Source organism: Paraburkholderia sp. HD33-4, from assembly GCF_021390635.1.
GTDB lineage: Bacteria > Pseudomonadota > Gammaproteobacteria > Burkholderiales > Burkholderiaceae > Paraburkholderia.
In genome coordinates, this window is sequence record NZ_JAJEJS010000004.1 from 281198 (window position 1) to 298624 (window position 17427).

14 protein-coding genes and 1 pseudogene are annotated in these 17427 nt (G+C 57.7%); 6 read left to right on the forward strand and 9 right to left on the reverse strand.

The features are described from left to right. Window positions 1-2 precede the first annotated feature (2 nt). Both L0U84_RS43185 and L0U84_RS43190 read right to left on the reverse strand, forming a co-directional pair. Window positions 3-2015 carry a hypothetical protein gene (locus tag L0U84_RS43185; RefSeq protein WP_233860261.1) on the reverse strand — a complete coding sequence of 671 codons (2013 nt, stop codon included), beginning with the start codon at window positions 2013-2015 and terminating at the stop codon, window positions 3-5. Between the two features lie 10 nt (window positions 2016-2025). After that, complete coding sequence (locus L0U84_RS43190) at window positions 2026-3018, reverse strand: hypothetical protein (RefSeq protein ID WP_233860263.1); 993 nt, start codon at window positions 3016-3018, stop codon at window positions 2026-2028. Between the two features lie 550 nt (window positions 3019-3568). On the opposite strand from L0U84_RS43190, the gene L0U84_RS43195 reads away from it, so the two are divergent. Then, window positions 3569-4276 carry an IS6 family transposase gene (locus tag L0U84_RS43195; protein WP_442794143.1) on the forward strand — a complete coding sequence of 236 codons (708 nt, stop codon included), beginning with the start codon at window positions 3569-3571 and terminating at the stop codon, window positions 4274-4276. A gap of 1156 nt (window positions 4277-5432) precedes the next feature. Here L0U84_RS43195 and L0U84_RS43200 read toward each other — a convergent pair. The 3 genes and pseudogenes from L0U84_RS43200 to L0U84_RS43210 all read right to left on the reverse strand — a co-directional run. Beyond that, complete coding sequence (locus L0U84_RS43200) at window positions 5433-5687, reverse strand: hypothetical protein (protein ID WP_233860266.1); 255 nt, start codon at window positions 5685-5687, stop codon at window positions 5433-5435. Window positions 5688-5732: 45 nt separating this feature from the next. After that, window positions 5733-6047, reverse strand: coding sequence for a hypothetical protein (locus L0U84_RS43205; RefSeq protein ID WP_233860267.1), 315 nt, complete (start codon window positions 6045-6047; stop codon window positions 5733-5735). A gap of 515 nt (window positions 6048-6562) precedes the next feature. Further along, window positions 6563-7231 (reverse strand): annotated as a pseudogene (locus L0U84_RS43210) (IS6 family transposase); the annotation flags it as partial. 478 nt (window positions 7232-7709) lie between these two features. On the opposite strand from L0U84_RS43210, the gene L0U84_RS43215 reads away from it, so the two are divergent. The 4 genes from L0U84_RS43215 (at window position 7710) to L0U84_RS43230 (ending at window position 11272) form a co-directional block, all read left to right on the forward strand. Continuing rightward, window positions 7710-7883: a hypothetical protein gene (locus L0U84_RS43215; protein WP_233860268.1), complete on the forward strand. Its 174-nt coding sequence runs from the start codon at window positions 7710-7712 to the stop codon at window positions 7881-7883. Window positions 7884-7932: 49 nt separating this feature from the next. Further along, window positions 7933-8313: a hypothetical protein gene (locus L0U84_RS43220; RefSeq protein ID WP_233860269.1), complete on the forward strand. Its 381-nt coding sequence runs from the start codon at window positions 7933-7935 to the stop codon at window positions 8311-8313. A gap of 287 nt (window positions 8314-8600) precedes the next feature. After that, window positions 8601-10727: a hypothetical protein gene (locus L0U84_RS43225; RefSeq protein ID WP_233860270.1), complete on the forward strand. Its 2127-nt coding sequence runs from the start codon at window positions 8601-8603 to the stop codon at window positions 10725-10727. Window positions 10728-10777: 50 nt separating this feature from the next. Next, complete coding sequence (locus L0U84_RS43230) at window positions 10778-11272, forward strand: hypothetical protein (protein WP_233860271.1); 495 nt, start codon at window positions 10778-10780, stop codon at window positions 11270-11272. A gap of 293 nt (window positions 11273-11565) precedes the next feature. On the opposite strand, the gene L0U84_RS43235 is transcribed toward L0U84_RS43230, so the two are convergent. Beyond that, window positions 11566-12234, reverse strand: a complete 669-nt coding sequence (locus L0U84_RS43235) for a DUF6880 family protein (protein ID WP_233860273.1) — start codon at window positions 12232-12234, stop codon at window positions 11566-11568. Between the two features lie 177 nt (window positions 12235-12411). Between L0U84_RS43235 and L0U84_RS43240 the strand changes: the two genes are divergently transcribed. Continuing rightward, on the forward strand, window positions 12412-15426 hold the full coding sequence (locus L0U84_RS43240; protein ID WP_233860275.1) for a Tn3 family transposase: 3015 nt from the start codon (window positions 12412-12414) through the stop codon (window positions 15424-15426). Between the two features lie 264 nt (window positions 15427-15690). Here L0U84_RS43240 and L0U84_RS43245 read toward each other — a convergent pair whose 3' ends face one another. From L0U84_RS43245 to L0U84_RS43255, 3 genes are all read right to left on the reverse strand, one after another. Beyond that, on the reverse strand, window positions 15691-16152 hold the full coding sequence (locus L0U84_RS43245) for a hypothetical protein (RefSeq protein WP_233860411.1): 462 nt from the start codon (window positions 16150-16152) through the stop codon (window positions 15691-15693). Window positions 16153-16411: 259 nt separating this feature from the next. Further along, window positions 16412-16789: a hypothetical protein gene (locus L0U84_RS43250; RefSeq protein ID WP_233860277.1), complete on the reverse strand. Its 378-nt coding sequence runs from the start codon at window positions 16787-16789 to the stop codon at window positions 16412-16414. A 169-nt stretch (window positions 16790-16958) separates the two neighbouring features. Beyond that, entirely contained in the window at window positions 16959-17210 is a 252-nt protein-coding gene (locus tag L0U84_RS43255) for a hypothetical protein (protein ID WP_233860278.1), read from the reverse strand. Between the last annotated feature and the right edge of the window lie 217 nt (window positions 17211-17427).

A 17427-nucleotide genomic window follows, 5' to 3' on the forward strand; every position in this document is an offset into this window, starting at 1 on the left:
GGTCATTGCGGTGCGCCGTTGGAAATCCAGTTCACGAAGTTGTCGTAGTCGACTCTCTTAGGGTCTCCCGGGCTGACGGTCGTGTCAAATCCGGTGAACGGCTCGCTATCGCCAGCGTGCGGCACGAGAGCGGTCGGTTTGAGCAGGAGCTTGCTCAATCGGGTATCGGAGAAATTGATCCGGCTCGTGATCCTTTCGTACTGGCCCGCAGCCGACTCGAAATCCACCGGCGGCGTCAGCGTCGGAATTAACGGCGACGAGGAGTGGCATGAGAAGCAATTGTTATTGATATTGCCAAGAATAGTGTTGATCTGAGCAAGCCGGATCGTGTTCTGATCGTACAGCAGAAGACTGTTGTCGTTGCTCACGACCACCTCGACGGTCGCGGGATCGCTCTGCACGCCAGCCCGGCTCGTCACGAGTTGCACCTTGTAGGTTCCCGTGGGCGCGGTTGCGTTGAAACGGGCCCAAGGCGTGTTTGCGTTTTCGATCTGCACCGCGGCCGGAGCGATGCCCGCGGGCGCGGAGACGACTGTCCAGCTGTAGGCGTCGTTGAACGTCTGAACCGCTCTGAGCTGCACCCATCCCATGCGCACCGTGCGAGTGAGCGGTCCGGGATCCGCGATCGGACGCCCCGGCTGGATCACCTTGCCCGATGCGTCGCGGATAGGCTGCGGTCCGAAGGAAGGCGACACGGGCGTCTGCTCGAGAAACTCAGCGAGCTTTTCCGGGCCGTCCGTTTGCCAAAAGTTGTCGTACACGATCTTGGCAAGCGGCATGGTCCCCAGATCGATCATGTAGTGCCGTGTCAGCGCGGCGTAGTTTTGGAAGGCCGCATAGTCGTCGAAGTCGAGATGCAAAGTGGAGTCGGCAGACCTCGCATCGTCCCGCAACATGTGACACGCGCGGCAGGATTGCGCAATGACGCTGTGATACAGGTCCGGATTGTTGTTGGCCCATGAATCCGGTATGTAGGTATCCGCATAAACGGCATTGGGAAGTCCATCACCGCCGTATGCGTTACGGATCAAATTCGCCGCGCCGCCCTGCCATTCGTTCGCGTTCGCTACGCGCTGGAAGACCGGTTCATCGGGGCAGTTGTTGGGGGAGCTCCCGGTGAGCGACGGGTATGAACACAAGACGAAGCGGTTCATCAGCTTCAGCGCGGCTTCGTAATCGGCGCGCGTGTTTCCGGTCATCGTCGAGAAATCGAAGGTACCGACCTCGAACGGCGCCAGGTGCGCCTGTGCATCACCGTTAGCGTTGGAAGTCCCTGGCAACGCTGCAAACAATGGACTGCCAAAGAAAAGTTGACCGCTCGCATTTCTGTCCAGTGCATCGGCGCGTCCGCCGTGACAACTGAAGCAGACCGTCGGCATCGCCTTACTCCCTCGCCCGTCGATATTGACCGTCAGTTGGCGCTGCCCCGTAATCGGATCGAAGTTGAAAAACTTCGCGAACGGTGCATCGTTCGGCCCGGCGCCAGGCCTCGGACTGAATTCGATGGCGTTGTAAAGAATGCGCCAGCGCGTGTCCTGCACGATTGCGGCGCTGAGGCTTTGCGGCGTGTAGCCATAGACGCCGCCCGGACTCGTCAGGTAGTTCTCGACGAGAAACGCAATGGTCTTGCGCGCGGGATCGCGCCGTGCCGTCATCCTGCGCCCGTAACCCAGATCGCGCACATCGCCGAATACGGCGGTGACTTCGGTTCCCGTACCACTTCCGAAGCCGTTTGCGGCTTTCCACTTGTCGAGCGTATCCCGCTCGTTGAGCGGATCGATAGCCGCGTAATACGCCTTGGCATAGTCTTCGGACAGCGTCTGCGCCTGGGCCACTTGCGTGGCGTCGGGCGGCAACTGCGGGTTCGGGAAGATCAGGAACAGGTCGGAACTCGTCGGCGCCGCGATGGGCGGTGCAGAGGCCGACACATCGTTGCTGCTGCTGCCTCCGGTGCAGGCGGCGAGCCACGACGCCAGCGCGAGGGCCGGGAGCAAGGCAAAGGGTCTCAAAGTCACGGTCCTGTCCTCAGAAGCGGTGCTTGTAGGTGATGACGAACGCGCTCGACACATAGGGCACATTGCTTGCCCCTTCGAAGTCGGGCGTCTCCGTCGGCGTCACATGCGCATAGCGCCACGAGACATCCAATGATCCGTTCGAACCAATCGGGTGGACATAGCCCAGCGACGTGAACCACATATGCGCCCGGAAGCGGTAGCTGAAGAAATCGTTGCGATTGAACGCGTCGTCACGAACGAAGACGTTTGCAACGTCGATGTTCTCTAGCGTCAGCTGTCCGGACGACACGGTGTCGCCAAGCCGGTATTCCACATTGGCGTAGAAGCGACCGCCTGCGAGCGTCCGATAGTTAACGCTCAGTTGCGCGGCGTTGTCGATGGTTGCAAATACATCGCTCTTCGCGAAGCGCTGGTTATGGGCAAGCGTACCCACCACTCGAATCCGGTCTGTAACAGGCTGATCGATCGTGCCGCCCACCGAATAGCGATAACCCCTGCGCAGGTCCGAGCCGTACTGGTCGCCCTCGAAGAGGCTGAAGACAGAGATCACCGGCGCATAGAAAGCAATTGACGGCCGATATTGAAGCTGTCCATACAGGCCCCCGTAAAGGCTCGACAATTTTGTATACGTCCTGAACCCTTCGGCGCCGCCGTATACGTCGAGCATGACCTGAAAGGAATTTCCGAGTGGAACGAAGAATGTCTTCGTGACCTCGCCCTGCAACGACTCGTCGGAAAGCTTATCGATGGAATCGCGAGCGCGGCTAACGTTGTTGTCATAACCCACGCCCAGACTCACCGCGATGTCAAGCGGCTTGCGCAAAGGCGTCCCCTGGCTGGCGTCTTCGACAGTGGAAGTGTCTGGAATCGTGGGTTCGGATGTGTCCGCGAAAGCGACGTCGCTCATCACCGCGACGAGCAGCAGTGCGGGAAGTCGTCCGCGCCTGCATGCGCCGCACGCCGGACCCAAACGCGTCATCTTGAAAGCGGAAGCGAATTTCATGGCATCTCCGCAGAAGAGGTGCAGGCACGATCATTCGTATAAACGCGCGGACGGGCCCGTGAACGTCGGCATTCTTGCGTAGAGCTCGTCGAACCTGTTTACAGTAGTCGCTAGCAAGTGAACTTGTAATGGAGTTTTTTTGCTGACCATGTTTGGAGGTCGAGCCCCCGGAATGGCACTCCCGATCTTTAGATGCGGATGTGAGTGTCGTTTTGAAGTCGTTGCACACAGCGAAGTTCCTTTATACATCCAGTCGAGATCGTCCTGAGTCACACGCGGCGTATCTGGAAGGTACATTGGCTGTCGAGGCGACCGAGCTGAGAACAGTCACCAGCCGGCGCACGAACGGAAGCGTCGGATGTGCGCCTTTTTAGACCTTGCTATGGCCCCGCGAATGGTTCAACCTCTCGGAAGAGCAAAACCAGCGTGCTTTGTGGCGCATGAGGCATGACTGGGATCTGAGCCGAGCCGACGGCTCTGGTGCAAATAGCACAGGGGCAAATCGGTTAAGGTGTCGGTCTGAACGAATCGAGAACCGCCGATGAGCAAGCTGAAGAGTCTGGAGGAACTGTTCGCGGGCCGTCATTTTGACCGCGATGTGATCATTCTGTGTGTTCGTTGGTACCTGCGCTACAAGCTTAGCCTGCGCGATCTGGTCGAAATGATGGCGGAGCGGGGTCTGTCGCTGGCGCACACGACCATCCTGCGCTGGGTGCGTCGTTTTGCGCCGGAATTCGTCAAACGGTGGAACCGCTTTGGCAAGCCCACCGGCCAGTCGTGGCGTGTCGACGAGACTTACCTTAAGCTGCGCGGCAAGTGGGTCTATCTTTATCGGGCGGTGGATCGGGCGGGTCAGACGGTCGATTTCATGCTCAGCGCCAGGCGCGACGTGAAGGCGGCAAAAGCGTTTTTCAGGAAGGCGATCAAACATCAAGGCCAGCCACCGAAGACGATCACGCTTGATGGCTACGCCGCCTCGCACCGCGCCGTGCGCGAGATGAAGACCGATGGCTTGCTGCCGGAGGACACGAAGGTCCGATCCTCGAAACATCTCAATAATCTGGTCGAGCAGGACCACCGCAATATCAAGTCCCGGACGAAAGTCATGCTCGGCTTCAAACGTTTCCGGAACGCGGCGATCACTCTCTCAGGTATTGAACTGGTACATCGTATTCGCAAGGGCCAATTCAGCCTCGCGAAACTCGGCCTCAAAGATACCGCTGCACCCGCAGTCTGGCTGGCCGTCCTGTTTGCCTGATCAGGTATCCTTTATATCGCAAAACATCTCGTCCATATCGCCTATTTGCACCAGAGCCGTTTGCCATAGCATTTCTCCGTCAGTTTTAGCGCTGCCGAAGGCAGTGCTCGATGCAAGGCGTCGCTATCACTGTTTCCGATAAAAGAAGCCCCTCTGTGGTATCACGCTAATTCGCTTGGGTCAATTCTCTGAGTGAGGAATTAAACGCTGAGTCACTTTCCCATCCATCCCCTCATTTTCTTGCCTTCCTTCTGTATTAAGACCGTGCAGATAACCGTTCACCGGACGCTACCGCGGCGAGCTTCTCCGCGGGCGCATTTCGGGACCCTCGGTTTTTTCTTCTCGGTCCGATCGACGCAGGAAAATTGCTTGGTGATCCCTATTCCTCGGCAGTCGAGGCGGGCGGCTCCACAATGATCCCGATGATGATCCTCGGATTACGAAATACTAGCGGAGTGTTTTCGGTTGGGGGACGCTCTTCTAACGCTTTTCGCACTGAGCTCGTCACTGCCTCGGTGAGCTCTCCGAGGTCCACTCTTTGGACAGTTGGCAGCGGCTGAGGGCTGATATCTTCGGTTGCCATTTCATCATCTCCACTTTGTATCAACGTGCCTGAACGCCACAAGACGGGTTAGGTGACGCGAGAGCCTTCATTTCGTCCGACGCCACGAGTGGCTCGGTTACTACTTGAGGACATCGATAACAAGCAACCGGCCCCTCCTGACTCCACCAACGACAAGCCGGCCGGATTGAGCAGTGCGGAAGCTTGTCGGCGACAACGGGCAGTTGCCGGACGACTCTGGTCGCGAGCGAGCACTTGCTACCCGAAAAATGGCGACATGCGTGCTCGGCGCATGGCGATGCGACACGCACTACGGCTGAGATGGGCACGGAGTTGGGGATTAGACCCTCGATTCGCTCCACCGGCACTGCGTGAGTGAGCCATGCAACGCGGGCGACCCCCGATTCGCGATTCACTACCCCAAATACGACACTGCCAGGGAGATCGGCCTGAGAGCTTGGGCATTTGAAAGACGATGACATCTTTACCTCCCGCCGCGGGTGCAGAGGAGTTAACTGCTTTGCGTGTGTCTACCACTAAAGATAGTAGAAGACAATTCGCCCCAATCTGCTGGGCTGTATGCTGGCCGATTCGCTACTTCGATCCCACTTTCTCAGCGGCCTCGACGAGAGCGCGACAGTGCTTTTTCAATAGTTCTGCCTGTTGTTGGACAGCGTCCAAACTGGCGGCGAACAGCGCGTATTCGGCAACAGACGTCCAGCCTGGTTTGTGAACAATCCTCTTTAGCGCATCAACAGTCTTTTGCTCAGCAAGCTCCCGGATAGTCCCGCCAAGCGCCTCCATACCTTTGTCGAGTGCAGACAAGTCATGCTCACTTTGGGACGACATAAAACCTCCTGCACAACAGTCATTGGGAAAAATTAAGGCGAACGGCTAGCCTACCGTGGCGCGAAAGACGGCAGGTACGCCAGAGCTATAAGCTTCCAATCGTGCCGATGGGGCTACCGTTCTACCACGATGATCTTTCCCCCATGCAACCACTACTTCTCCAATAAACATTGGATTCCTTTCCGATGCCTTGTCGACCAGAAGGGTATAGGCGAGTTTAAAATCTGCCCCTATTACACCCTCTTCGAAAATGGTTAGATAACCCTCTCCATTCTCAAGCAATAGTTCTTCGATAGGCAATATAGAAGGAAACCATCTCTTTACTACGATGTCTTTAAGCTCAACGATAAAAACACCCATGACAACCTCCCATCCGCTAAGCCGATTGGTAGTTGATAAGATGTATCGTGCTTCAAATTAGGTTATCAACCACCGGAAAGCAAGCTGATTTGATTAATATTACATGTCACATTTCGGTGCATGGAAAATCACGTTTCGTCCCCACAGTAGCCATCTTTAAGCTTTCCTTAAGATTGTTTGCCTAGTATGGAAAGTACACGCATTAGGGTCGCCTCAAAGCGGCCCTCTTTTTTGGCCGAGCATAAAGCGACAAGCGCTGAGTGTGCCTCGGATGTTGGCGAGCCCGCGATGTCGCAAGGCGACTGCATGGCAAACATCAGCTACCGAATCTTTGAAAAAAAAGAACAAGGGCATAAATGGGAGGACAGCAGCCCTCCCCACTATCTGCTTCCGCCTCGGTCGCTTCTAGTGCGATTCGAGGCTCTGGTGCAAATATGCATGCGGGTCGAGAAGTTTTCTATATGGAGGATACCTTGTCGATCCGACAGGACAGCATTCCATACTGCAGGCGCAGCGGCACCCTTGAGCCCGAGCTTCGAGAGATGGAACTGACCCTTGCGAATGCGATCCGCCAACTCGATCCCTGAAATCGTGCTCGCGGCGCTCCTGAACCGTTTGAAGCCAAGCATCACATTCGTTCTGGATTTGATGTGGCGATGGTCCTGTTCGATCAGGTTGTTCAGATATTTCGAGGACCGGACCTTCGTGTCTTCAGGAAGCAGACCATCGGCCTTCATCTCGCGCACCACGCGGTGCGAAGCAGCATAGCCATCGAGCGTGATGGTCTCCGGCGACTGGCCCTGGTGCCTGATGGCCTTGCGGAAGAAAGCTTTGGCCGCGGCCACATCGCGCTTCGCCCTGAGCATGAAGTCCACCGTCTGGCCAGCCCGATCCACCGCACGGTACAGGTAGACCCACCTGCCACGAATCTTCAGGTAGGTCTCGTCGACGCGCCACGAGCGACCCGCAGGTGTAGCAAAGCGGTTCCAGCGTTTGGCGAACTCGGGCGTGTAACGCCTCACCCAGCACAGGATCGTCGTGTGAGCCAGCGACAAACCCCGTTCGGCCATCATCTCGATCAGATCGCGCAGGCTGAGCTTGTAGCGCAGGTACCAACGAACACACAGAATGATCACATCGCGGTCAAAATGACGGCCCGCGAACAGTTCCTCCAGACTCTTCAGCTTGCTCATCGCGGGGCATCAGTTCGTTTTGCTACGACAACTCTAACCGATTCGCCGACCCTATCTGCACCAGAGCCCTTCATTGCTTCATTCGTATCGCACGGAGCGACGACCCAGCACAAATGCTCACGACGTTCCGAATCCCAAGAGCTCTCGTTCTCAAAACCGAAAGCGTCGCGATTCATAAGATCTCAAATTCAGAAAGATGCATATGCAAATTACCATTACATATAGATAGAGCAGCACTTTCTGGTGGCATGCACTCTACTATAGGATTAAGCGCAACCGCAAAGAGCGAATCGATGTGAGCAACTATGTGGGCGCCTTAACTGCTTGAACAGCGTACCTTGAACCGTCGGCAATTTGCCGCCGATTTCCCGAATTAGTCAACGAAGGTCGTGCTGGAGTGGGGTTGTGCGTGCGCTCGGGCACGCAAGCATGTGTTTCTAGACACGAGCATGGCGCACGACATCGGAGGTTGAAAGAGAAGATAAAGCGGCTGGAGGGGAGGATTGCCGACTTTGCAAAACTCCCGCCGGAGTTCGGAGTGGTTATGGCGGCTGTAGTCCCCCGTGGCGAGCCAATAGCCGAAGCATTCGGTATTGCTGCTGCAATTGATGGGGTAGCGGCAGCATTCGCAAAAGCGGAGTAAATCGGTCCAGCACTCAACGAGTGTCGCCCGAAAAGGGAGGAGTTCTGAAATGAGCCCAAATAAGTTCGTGCTAAAGGGTTCGGGGGTCGAGGTGGATTACACAATCGGCATCACACCTGGCTTCCCCTCGCTGGTGTATAGGGACGGGGTCTTTGAGAAAGTATTTGCGTCAACTCAAATTCAGTCCAATGACACGGGTCTAGGAGAACTTGTATCCGTACCGCTTATCCTGAGCGTCGACACAGGCGGTCAACGCTTCGGTTTCTTTCTGCCGCTAGTCGACATCGCAACTCGTGATCAGACTGTCCAGTTTCGCACGGTTGGCATTTACGAGACCTTCAGTGGCCCGGATTCTATCCCCCGTCGGCCCTCGACCTGGCGATGCATTGAAATGAAAGGTATTGCGCAAAATGTAATCATGGAAGTTTAGGTGTCAGCGCGGCGCATGCGTCCCAGACTGCATTGTTGCATAGGGGGAGCTGGGGAGTGTGTTTCCTGAGCGGCAATAAGGTCCGCACGCGGAATCTTGAAATTTTCATACTTCGGCAGCCCGAAGAACTAGAGGGGAGCAAAAGTGAAACGTGGCGTTGTCTCCGTAAGTGTCAAGCCAGGTGGTCAAGTTGTAATCGACACTGGCAACACATCCCGTGCCGGAACGGACGCCGTTCGCGACAACGCAATGAGTGATCAAAGTCACGGAAAATGCGCGAGGTTGTGATGAGCATTCCGCAATCCCAATTCGTTCCTTGGATACGCAAGCACGACAAGCCCGGGACGCCGGTGGTCCCGCAAGCCGCTCTGATCGTCTACCCCCAATCGCTCGCCGATCTCATCGAGATCTGCAAGACCCGACCGACGGGACAACGACTTCACGCCGCCGGAAGCCATTGGGCCCTGTCCGAGGCGGCCATCAGCGACCACACCTTCATCGAGACCCACGATTGGTATGAAAACATTCCGGCGATGGGCCGCACCCTCTACGAAGTCGTTCCCGGCTGCCTGTCGGCGGAATTCCTGAACGAGCTGAATTCGCCGCCCCCGACGATCGCCGTCATCCCGCCTACGTATTTCTACCATTTCGAGTCCGGCAAGCGGATCTATCAGATGTACGCCGAGATGGACGTCGGCGACGCCGCCAATCCGGACAGCCTCTGCGCGCTGATGATCAAGCAATTCGGCAATCAGGCCTTCAAAGGGGCCTGGGCCTTTCACACGCTGGGCGGCGCTGGCGGCCAGACCGTGGTCGGCGCGCTCTCGACCGGGACCCACGGCGGCGATTTCGATCGTCCCCCGGTCGCCGATTGCGTCGTGGCGCTGCACGTCGTCGCGGACGGCGGCAAGCACTATTGGATCGAGCGAAGCAACCGGGACCGAACGCCATTCACCGACGAAACGAAGCTCCGCGCCCTCTATGGCGACGCGAAATACGGCGGCCCAAGCAATTTTGACGTCATCTACGACGACGACGTCCTGCGCGCCGCGCGAATCCAGGTCGGCCGGTTCGGAATCGTCTATTCGGCGGTGATCGAGGTCGAACCGCAGTACGGGTTGCGAACGGAACTCTTGAACGACACGTGGGAGAACGTTCGGGCCAAGATCGCCGACCCGAATTCCGATTTGTACATCAAACCCTTCACGGACTCCTCGGGCGCCGTCATCCCGCAGCGGTTCCTCCAGATGGTGGTCAATCCCATCCCCCTGACGAACGGGACGACGCATATTTGCAGCATCACCCGGTTTTGGACGGTGCCGTTGTCGACAGTGCCGAAGTCGCCGCTGCGCGCGACGAACTGGAGCGGGGGCGCCAATCCGGCCGGCCGGCCCGAACGCGTTGGCGACCTCGTCGGCTTTGCGTCTGGAACCGCTCCGCTGGACCCCATTTTGAACGCGCCGCGCTTCACCGAGGCCGGCGAGAGCATTGGCTACTCGCCCGACGAGTCCGGCGTCACGTCGTTCAACCTGTTCGACGCCGCCTGCGCCGACGCGAATTTCATGGATGGAATCGTCGACGGAATTTATACGGAGATCGAAAATTTCCTGAGCAGCAACGCCGTGACGATCGGCGGCGGTCTGGCGGCCGCGATTGCCGCTGGGGCCGGACCGGGGATCCTCGCCCTCGCGCCCTTCCTGCTCGCGATTCTCGCAATCCTCGCCGCGTTCCTCAATTCGCTCAGGAACGACGGCTCGACCCTCGGCCAGGCGTTGAACAACCTTCGCGCCGGGTTGCTCAGTTCCTCAGATCCCAACCAAAGGGCGGCGGGCATTCTCGTCTGGCGCGCCATCGCGGAGAAGGTCTGGGAGACGCAACAGAAGGAGCAGACCTTTTCGGCGATCAGCTATGCGGTCATGGACTCGCACAACTACCAAGACGTCAGCTGCACCGTGAACGTGAGGTCGCTCGAATCGTTTTTCGACGCGACGAAGCCCGACCTCGTGGCGTTCGTCGATCGCCTGCTGCTGTTCGAGAGCGATCAGGAATTTCAATCCGGCCTTTCGGTCGCAGGCTATGTTTCGCTCCGCTTTTGCCAGCAGTCGAACGCCTCGATCGCACCTGAGGCCTTTGCCCGGACCTGCGCCATCGAGTGTGCGGGCCTCGCCGACGTCCTCGGCAGCATCCAGTTCGTCGACTACGCGGAGAAGCTTGCGCTCGATCCCAATATCAAGGGCATCCTGCATTGGGGACAGCAGAACCACAGCACGAAGCAACAGATCGAATTCCGGTTCGGGCCGGCGGGAACGGGCACGCTCGCCGAATGGCGCGCGGCGCTCTCGACGCTGACGCAAAACGGCGCTCTCGACGGGTTCAGTAGCGATTTCACCCGCCAGACGGGCCTCGAGCTTTAGGCCGCCGCGCCGGTTTGCGCAGGGGCCGACCAGACATTGGGGGAACAAAAATGCCGTTCACGTTTTATGGCCCCTGGGCGCCGACCTTTCTCACCCCGGGCGTCCTGTACCTGGAAAGGGTGCGGATCGCGGGCTCGGTCAGCAGCGACGGACTTCTGACCGGACCGCCCGGCGTGACGCTCCCTGCGATCGACGGAGACCCGTGGCAAGTCTTCATGGAATACAGCACGGACGGCGGCGCCACCTGGCTGGAGAGCCCAACCGTCCGCACGCCCTACGTCACGCCGGGGGATGGATTGGGCGTCGATCTTTCCTCGTTCTATAACGCGACAAAGCACCTGGTTGAAGGCGCGATTGTCCATTTCGTCTATCTCAATCGAGAGATTAATCCCCTCGGGCCGACGACGCCACCCTTCGGCTTCACCTTGCCGCCTGGCTCCTTCTGGCCGCCAAGGCCCGTCCCGAAGCCGCCCGAGGGGTGCTGCTCCTGTTGCGGCGAGCGCTCTTGCTCGTGCCAGCGCCGTAGGGCCCAGCGCCGACGCTGAAGGGGGAAAGGCTGGCGAGGCCCTCTCCACGGGTGCAGACTGGCAAGTTGCTGTAATAGACATCAATAAGCTGCCTATAAGGACCTCCCCGTTTTTGCAAGTTGGGTTTAGTGATTGATATCTTTGATTCCTGTAGCGTTGAGTGAGGACTACAACGAGAACGGTTGGCGGCGTGACAGACTGCATGCCTATAAACGTACATGGCTATCTTCGCCCAACCCCCGAAAACTGAAAATCCCTCGCATACCAGGCAAGGCTCCGGGAATACGCAGTAGCGCAAATCGCTAACCAGACTATGTTGCAGACAGCGAGTTGAGTTCCCGCAATGCACGCTGGAAATCCCGGCTGTGGTCGCTATTCGGTCCGGGCAGCTCCTCCAGCAATCGCTGCAGCAAGACCTTCAAACCAGAGACGTATGCAGGTGCCCACGGCTGAGCCGACGCAATAGCCCGAATCAGGGCACGGTACTCTCCGTACTGATCGGAGATGATCGCCGCGACAACTTTCGTGGCGAATTCCACCGGCTCGACGTCTGAGTCGACGCTTACCTTGACCAGATCGGAGCAGGCCTCGTCAATAACGCAGCTGATTTCCCATCCCTCTTCGGTCGTGCGTTCAAATATTGTTCCGGCCAACGCGAAGAGCTGCCACATCAGATCCGGCGCAAGATGCGGCGCCGCCCCGGAAACATTCGAGGTAATGGTGACCCGCATGGCGTCGAGCTCCTCGGCCAGTTCGCCGACTTGCTCCGCTTCGAGAAACGACGTTTGCGCGCCGAACGCGCTGATCCATTGACGAGCGGAAGCGGCAAGGTTTTCGCCTTTTTGTGCGGACAGCTCAAATTGCAACCGACGCCCCATGCATGGGTTCGTCATAGCCACTCCGGCCAGCAGTGTCGCCAGTCTTTCTGGTCCGAGAGCCGCCAGGGCTTTGGCATCGGTCGGATTCTCCTCGTTCGACATCGTCGCTCCTCCTGCAGAATGAAAACCGCTGAGGCCTCGGTTACGGTGGAATGTTGAATCTGTCGGCTGTGCTGCGTTCTCCAAGGGCAACTCAAAGCCCGTCCTTAGCCAGCAAGCTCACGCTCAAGCAAACCGAAACCCTGACTCCCTCCTGCGCGGGTTCAAGAATATAAACTCATGACCGCCTCGCACCGCCTCTCGATACTCACACGTGCCGAAATCGACGAACTGTACGCGTTGCCGCTCTTTACCGACGAAGACCGGCACACGTACTTCGAGCTCGGCAACGCCGAACAGCAGCTCGTCAGGGCGCCCACGCTTTCGGTCGCGGTCCACCTCATCCTGCAACTCGGGTACTTCAAGGCCAAATTCCAGTTCTTCCACTACGATCCACCGGCCGTCGCAGATGATCTGCGCTACATCGTCGCACGGCACTTCCCCGACAAAGAGCCTCCCGCCGTAAAGATTCCTTCGGCACCCACGCGCCGCGCACTACAGCACAGCATTCTTGATCTGTTCGGCTTTCGGCTATGCGAGGGTGCCACGAAGGCCGAGCTCGAAAAGCGGGCACAGCGCGTCGCGAGGCATTCTATGCAGCCCGCCTTCATTCTGCGCGAATGCCTGCAGTATCTGAAGCACGAACGTGTCGTCGCGCCCACCTACTCATTCCTGCAGGACATGGTCGACCGCGTGGTCGGTGCGGAGCACCAGCGCGTCTCGACGCTGCTCGAACGCGCACTAACCAGGTCCATCGCGCAGCAGCTCGATGCGATGCTCGAGGCCGACGAGTCGATCTATCAGGTGACGCTGCTCAAGCGCGAACCAAAGGACTTCAGCCACAAGGAACTACAACAGGAGTCCGAACGCAGAACGTTCTTTGCACCGCTTTACGCATTCGCCCAGAAGTTTCTCGACACTACCGGCATCTCCGCGGACAGCATCCGCTACTACGCCTCGCTTGTCACTTTCTACACCGTCTACAAGCTGCGCCGCATGAACCCCGGCGTCGCGCGCCTGTACCTGCTGTGCTTTACCCGCCACCGCCTTCGCCAGGTCAACGACCGCCTGATCGAGGCCTTCATCCGTCTCGTCAACCACTACGAGCAGACGGCGCGGCAGGCTGCCGGTGGGGCGGCGCAAAACGCGCTCACCGAAGCGAGCACACATCTGAAAGCGGCGGGTGAGGTCCTGCGCCTTTTCGTCGACGGGTCGATTCCATATCATGCCCCCTTTGCCAGCGTGCGCAAGAAAGCGTTCGCGCTGCTCGCGCCCGAACGGTTTGAGATCGTTTCACAATACCTGTGCAACGTCACCTTCGATAAGACCAGCTTCGAGTGGTCACGCTATACCGCGCTCTCATACGCCATCAAACGCAATCTGCGACATCTGTTCGCCGAACTGGTAGTGGCCGGCCGTGTCGAAGATACGCCGTTGCTCGAAGCCATCGCCTTTCTGCAAGAGTGCCTGCGCAGCGGCACCCCACTTCGGCAATGCAAACCATCGTCCTTTCCGACAGCGATCATCCCGAAGGCACTCAAGCCCTATCTCTATCACCCCGGACCCGACAAGGCAAAGCGGCTCGATGTGGATCGCTTCGAGTTTCTCGTCTACCGGCTGGCGCGCAACGCACTCGAGGCAGGCGACGTCTTCTGTCACGACAGCAACGAGTTTCGCCGTTTCGAAGACGACCTGATCAGCGACGCACGCTGGCGGCACAAGAGCGCTATCCTCAACGGGCTCGGTCTGCCGGTCCTGCTCGCGCCCATCGAGCAGACGCTTGCCGGGCTTCACGATGACATCGAGCGCCTCCTCGAGCATGTCAACCATCACATCAACGAAGGTGACGATCCCTACATCAGGGTTCGGCAACAGGGCGGCAAGCCTCGCCTGAGCCTGGTCTATCCGGGGCCCGGTGAGAACGTCAGTCACGCCTTCTACGGCCAGATCCCCAGCATCGACATCGCGCGGCTGTTCTGGTTCGTTGCCGGTAGCACCGGATTTCTCAAGGCATTCACGCATGTGCTCGACCGGTACGTCAAACACGAGGCCGATCCACGCGATCTCCTCGCCTGCATCATTGCGATGGGCACCAACATGGCACTGCGCAAAATGGCCGAAATCTCGGGCCTCAGTTACGCCGCGCTCGTGAGTTGCGCGCGGAACTATCTTCGCGTTGAAACTGTCCATGCGGCCAACGACGCGATCAGCAACGCTACCGCAGCGCTGCCCGCTTTCCACCTCTTCAATATCGGCGACCAGATTCATTCAAGCAGCGATGGTCAGCGCTTCGAGACCCAGTTTGACACCTTCCAGGCACGCCATTCACCGAAGTACTTCGGCCTCGACAAAGGTATCAGCGCTAACACCGCCGTCGCCAACCATGTGCCGTTCAACCTGACCGTCTTCGGCGCTCATGAACACGAGAGCCACTACGTGTTCGATCTGCTCTACAACAACACTTCCGACATCCGTCCGCAACTCCATTCGACCGACACGCACGGCACCAACCAGGTGAACTACTGGATTCTGCATGCCTTCGGCTATCAATTCGCGCCGCGCTATCGCGACTTGCACAAGAAGCTCGGCGGCCTCGTTGGTCGCCACGCACCGGGCCACTACGGCAAGTGGCTCGTCAAAACCTCACGTAAAGTCAATGACGAGTTGATCATCCACAAATGGCCCGTCGTCCAGCGTATCATGGCCTCGCTCGGGCAGAAGCAGGCCTCACAGGCCACCATCGTACGTAAGCTCTCGAGATACAAGCGCCAGAACCAGACGAAAAAGGCGCTCTGGGAACTCGACAACCTCTGCCGTACGGGCCACATCCTGCGCTTCATCAACGATGCCGATCTTCGCCAATCAGTGCAAAGGGCCCTCAACCGTGGCGAAGCGTACCACCGGCTGCGCCGCGCGGTCGCCTTCGTCAACGGCGGCAAGCTGCGCGTGCATACCGATGGCGAGCAGCAATTGTGGAACGAGTGCGCTCGCCCGATCGCGAACGCCATCATCCACTACAACACGGCCTTGCTTTCACGCGTCCACGAGCAGAAGCGGGCCGCGGGAGACAAGGACGCGATGGCATTCCTCGCAGGCATGTCGCCAGTCGCCTGGCGACACGTCAACCTGTTCGGCGCGATGGATTTCGGCGCCGCGAGCGCGCCAGTCGACATCGATGCGCTCGGCTCGTATTAGGCCGACCCCGAGTACTGGGCCCGCATGGTGCAGGCGGCGGCCGATGAGGAGGTTGAGGAAGGCTGACACTATGCGTTCAGGACGCCCAGTCCACCGTGCATCTGACGTCGGAAGCCTTGTCCGCGCGGGTTTAACGGGAGATTTTCAGTTTTCGGGGGTTGGGCGAATTTAGCCTATTTCTTGCAGCCATTGCAAATAGCCCGACGTGGCGAGCCACATGGCAGCGGGCTGGCCAAAACCCACTGGGTCGTCGAGCGAACCACCTCACTGAGTAGTGCGAGGTTCAGGAGGTGGTGGCCCATCGTTCCCTGCGTCTTTGCCACCCTCTCCGCCACTTTCTCCACCACCTTGTCCGCCACTTCCGCTACTCGGGCCTGAGTCAGACGACAGTAGCACGGCACACGCGATCGCTATTCCGACAACGACCCAATTGAGACCGCCCCCTTGACGAGTGATTCTGTGTTCGTCAAGTCCAATTTTACTGGCGATCTCGCTCGCGCGATTGAAATCATAACCTAATACAGCGTTCTGCATTTCCATCCACTCGTCGCCGTGTTCACCCACGACCTTGCATAAAATTTCCAAGTCCCGATGCATACGCTTTATGTGGTCAGGCGTGAACTGGTCCGGCAGACCCAGCTCAACCGATCTTTCTCTACGTGCATAAAAGCTGCCAGATCGTGCCTGGAATCCACTCAGGCCGATTACCGCGTTGACCTTCGACATAGCTGCTCCTTTCGCTGAGACAGTATTCACGATTATTCTCTACGCCTGTTGGCGATGCGCAGAGTCCTTCAGAGGACGTGCTTAAATCTGGCCACAAGTGCCCATAGCGAGAACTACAGGTCAATATCAGTCAGCCGCCGCACGTCAATTTCATCTCTGTTGCGTGCTTCTCCCAATGGGTAAAACTCGTTGTTGTGTCAAGTACAACACCTTCGTTTTCGGGCCACAAGACGTGCACAGCGCTGAAACCAAAGGTTGCTTATAGTGGTACGGGCACAATCTGCGCAATGCCTCTCATTTCAATGCATCGCCAAGTCGATGGCCTATGTGGAATAGAGAACGGACCACTATAGGTCTCGTAGATGCCGACCGTGTGGAACTCGACAGACTGACCACTAGCGATGTCTAATAACGGTAGAAAGAAACCAAAGTTTTGGCCTCCGGCATCGACGCTCGGAATTAAATGGATGGATACAAGCTCCCCCAGATCCGTGTCATTTGACTGAATTTGAGCCTGTGCAAACACTCTCTCGAAGGCTCCGTCTTTGTATACCAGACTAGGGGCGCCAGGCGTGCCGCCGACCGTGTAATCAACCTCGACACCCGCCCCCTTCAGCACGAAATTGTTTGGGTGCATTTCAGAACTCCGTTTTGAGATAGCCTTGTTGTCGGGTAGTGGACGTATACTGGCTCGCGCGAGACACTCTGATGAACCATCATTAAGTCGCGAACTTTACCGCCGGGACACCGATAGGGCATCGCGGGAGATGCTCCGGTTTCCTGAAGTTTCAGATTCCCGTTGATAGTCATTCAGAACGTGACTTTTCATTTCCAACTTTGTTGGCTGCATCCGTTAATCGCTTACATTGCTCAGTCATAGCTTCAGCATGCGTCTGAAGGCCATCGATGCCAGCTTCAAACAGCGCAGATTCAGCGATCGAAGTCCATCCGGGTTTATGAATGATCGGCCCGAGTCCTGGAGGAATCCGGGCGAGCTCGGAAAGAGTCCGTGTCAGCCGATCAATTTTGTCTTCTAACGTCTTAATGTCGTTCGCCATGTGCGTCTCCTATAGCGTTCGTTGCTGATTGTCACAATGCAAGCCTGTAGTAGAAGCGACGCTTAGAGCAGCCCGTTACTCCGCGGTGCACGGTTGACCCTGAAGGTAAACTTAACGGTTATGACCAGCCGATAAAGTGTCCGTGATTTCGTGTCTTAGCATAGATCTCGCTCTGATGTTTTTCAAAGATTGTTAAGTTCTATCCTAGATAGCGGTG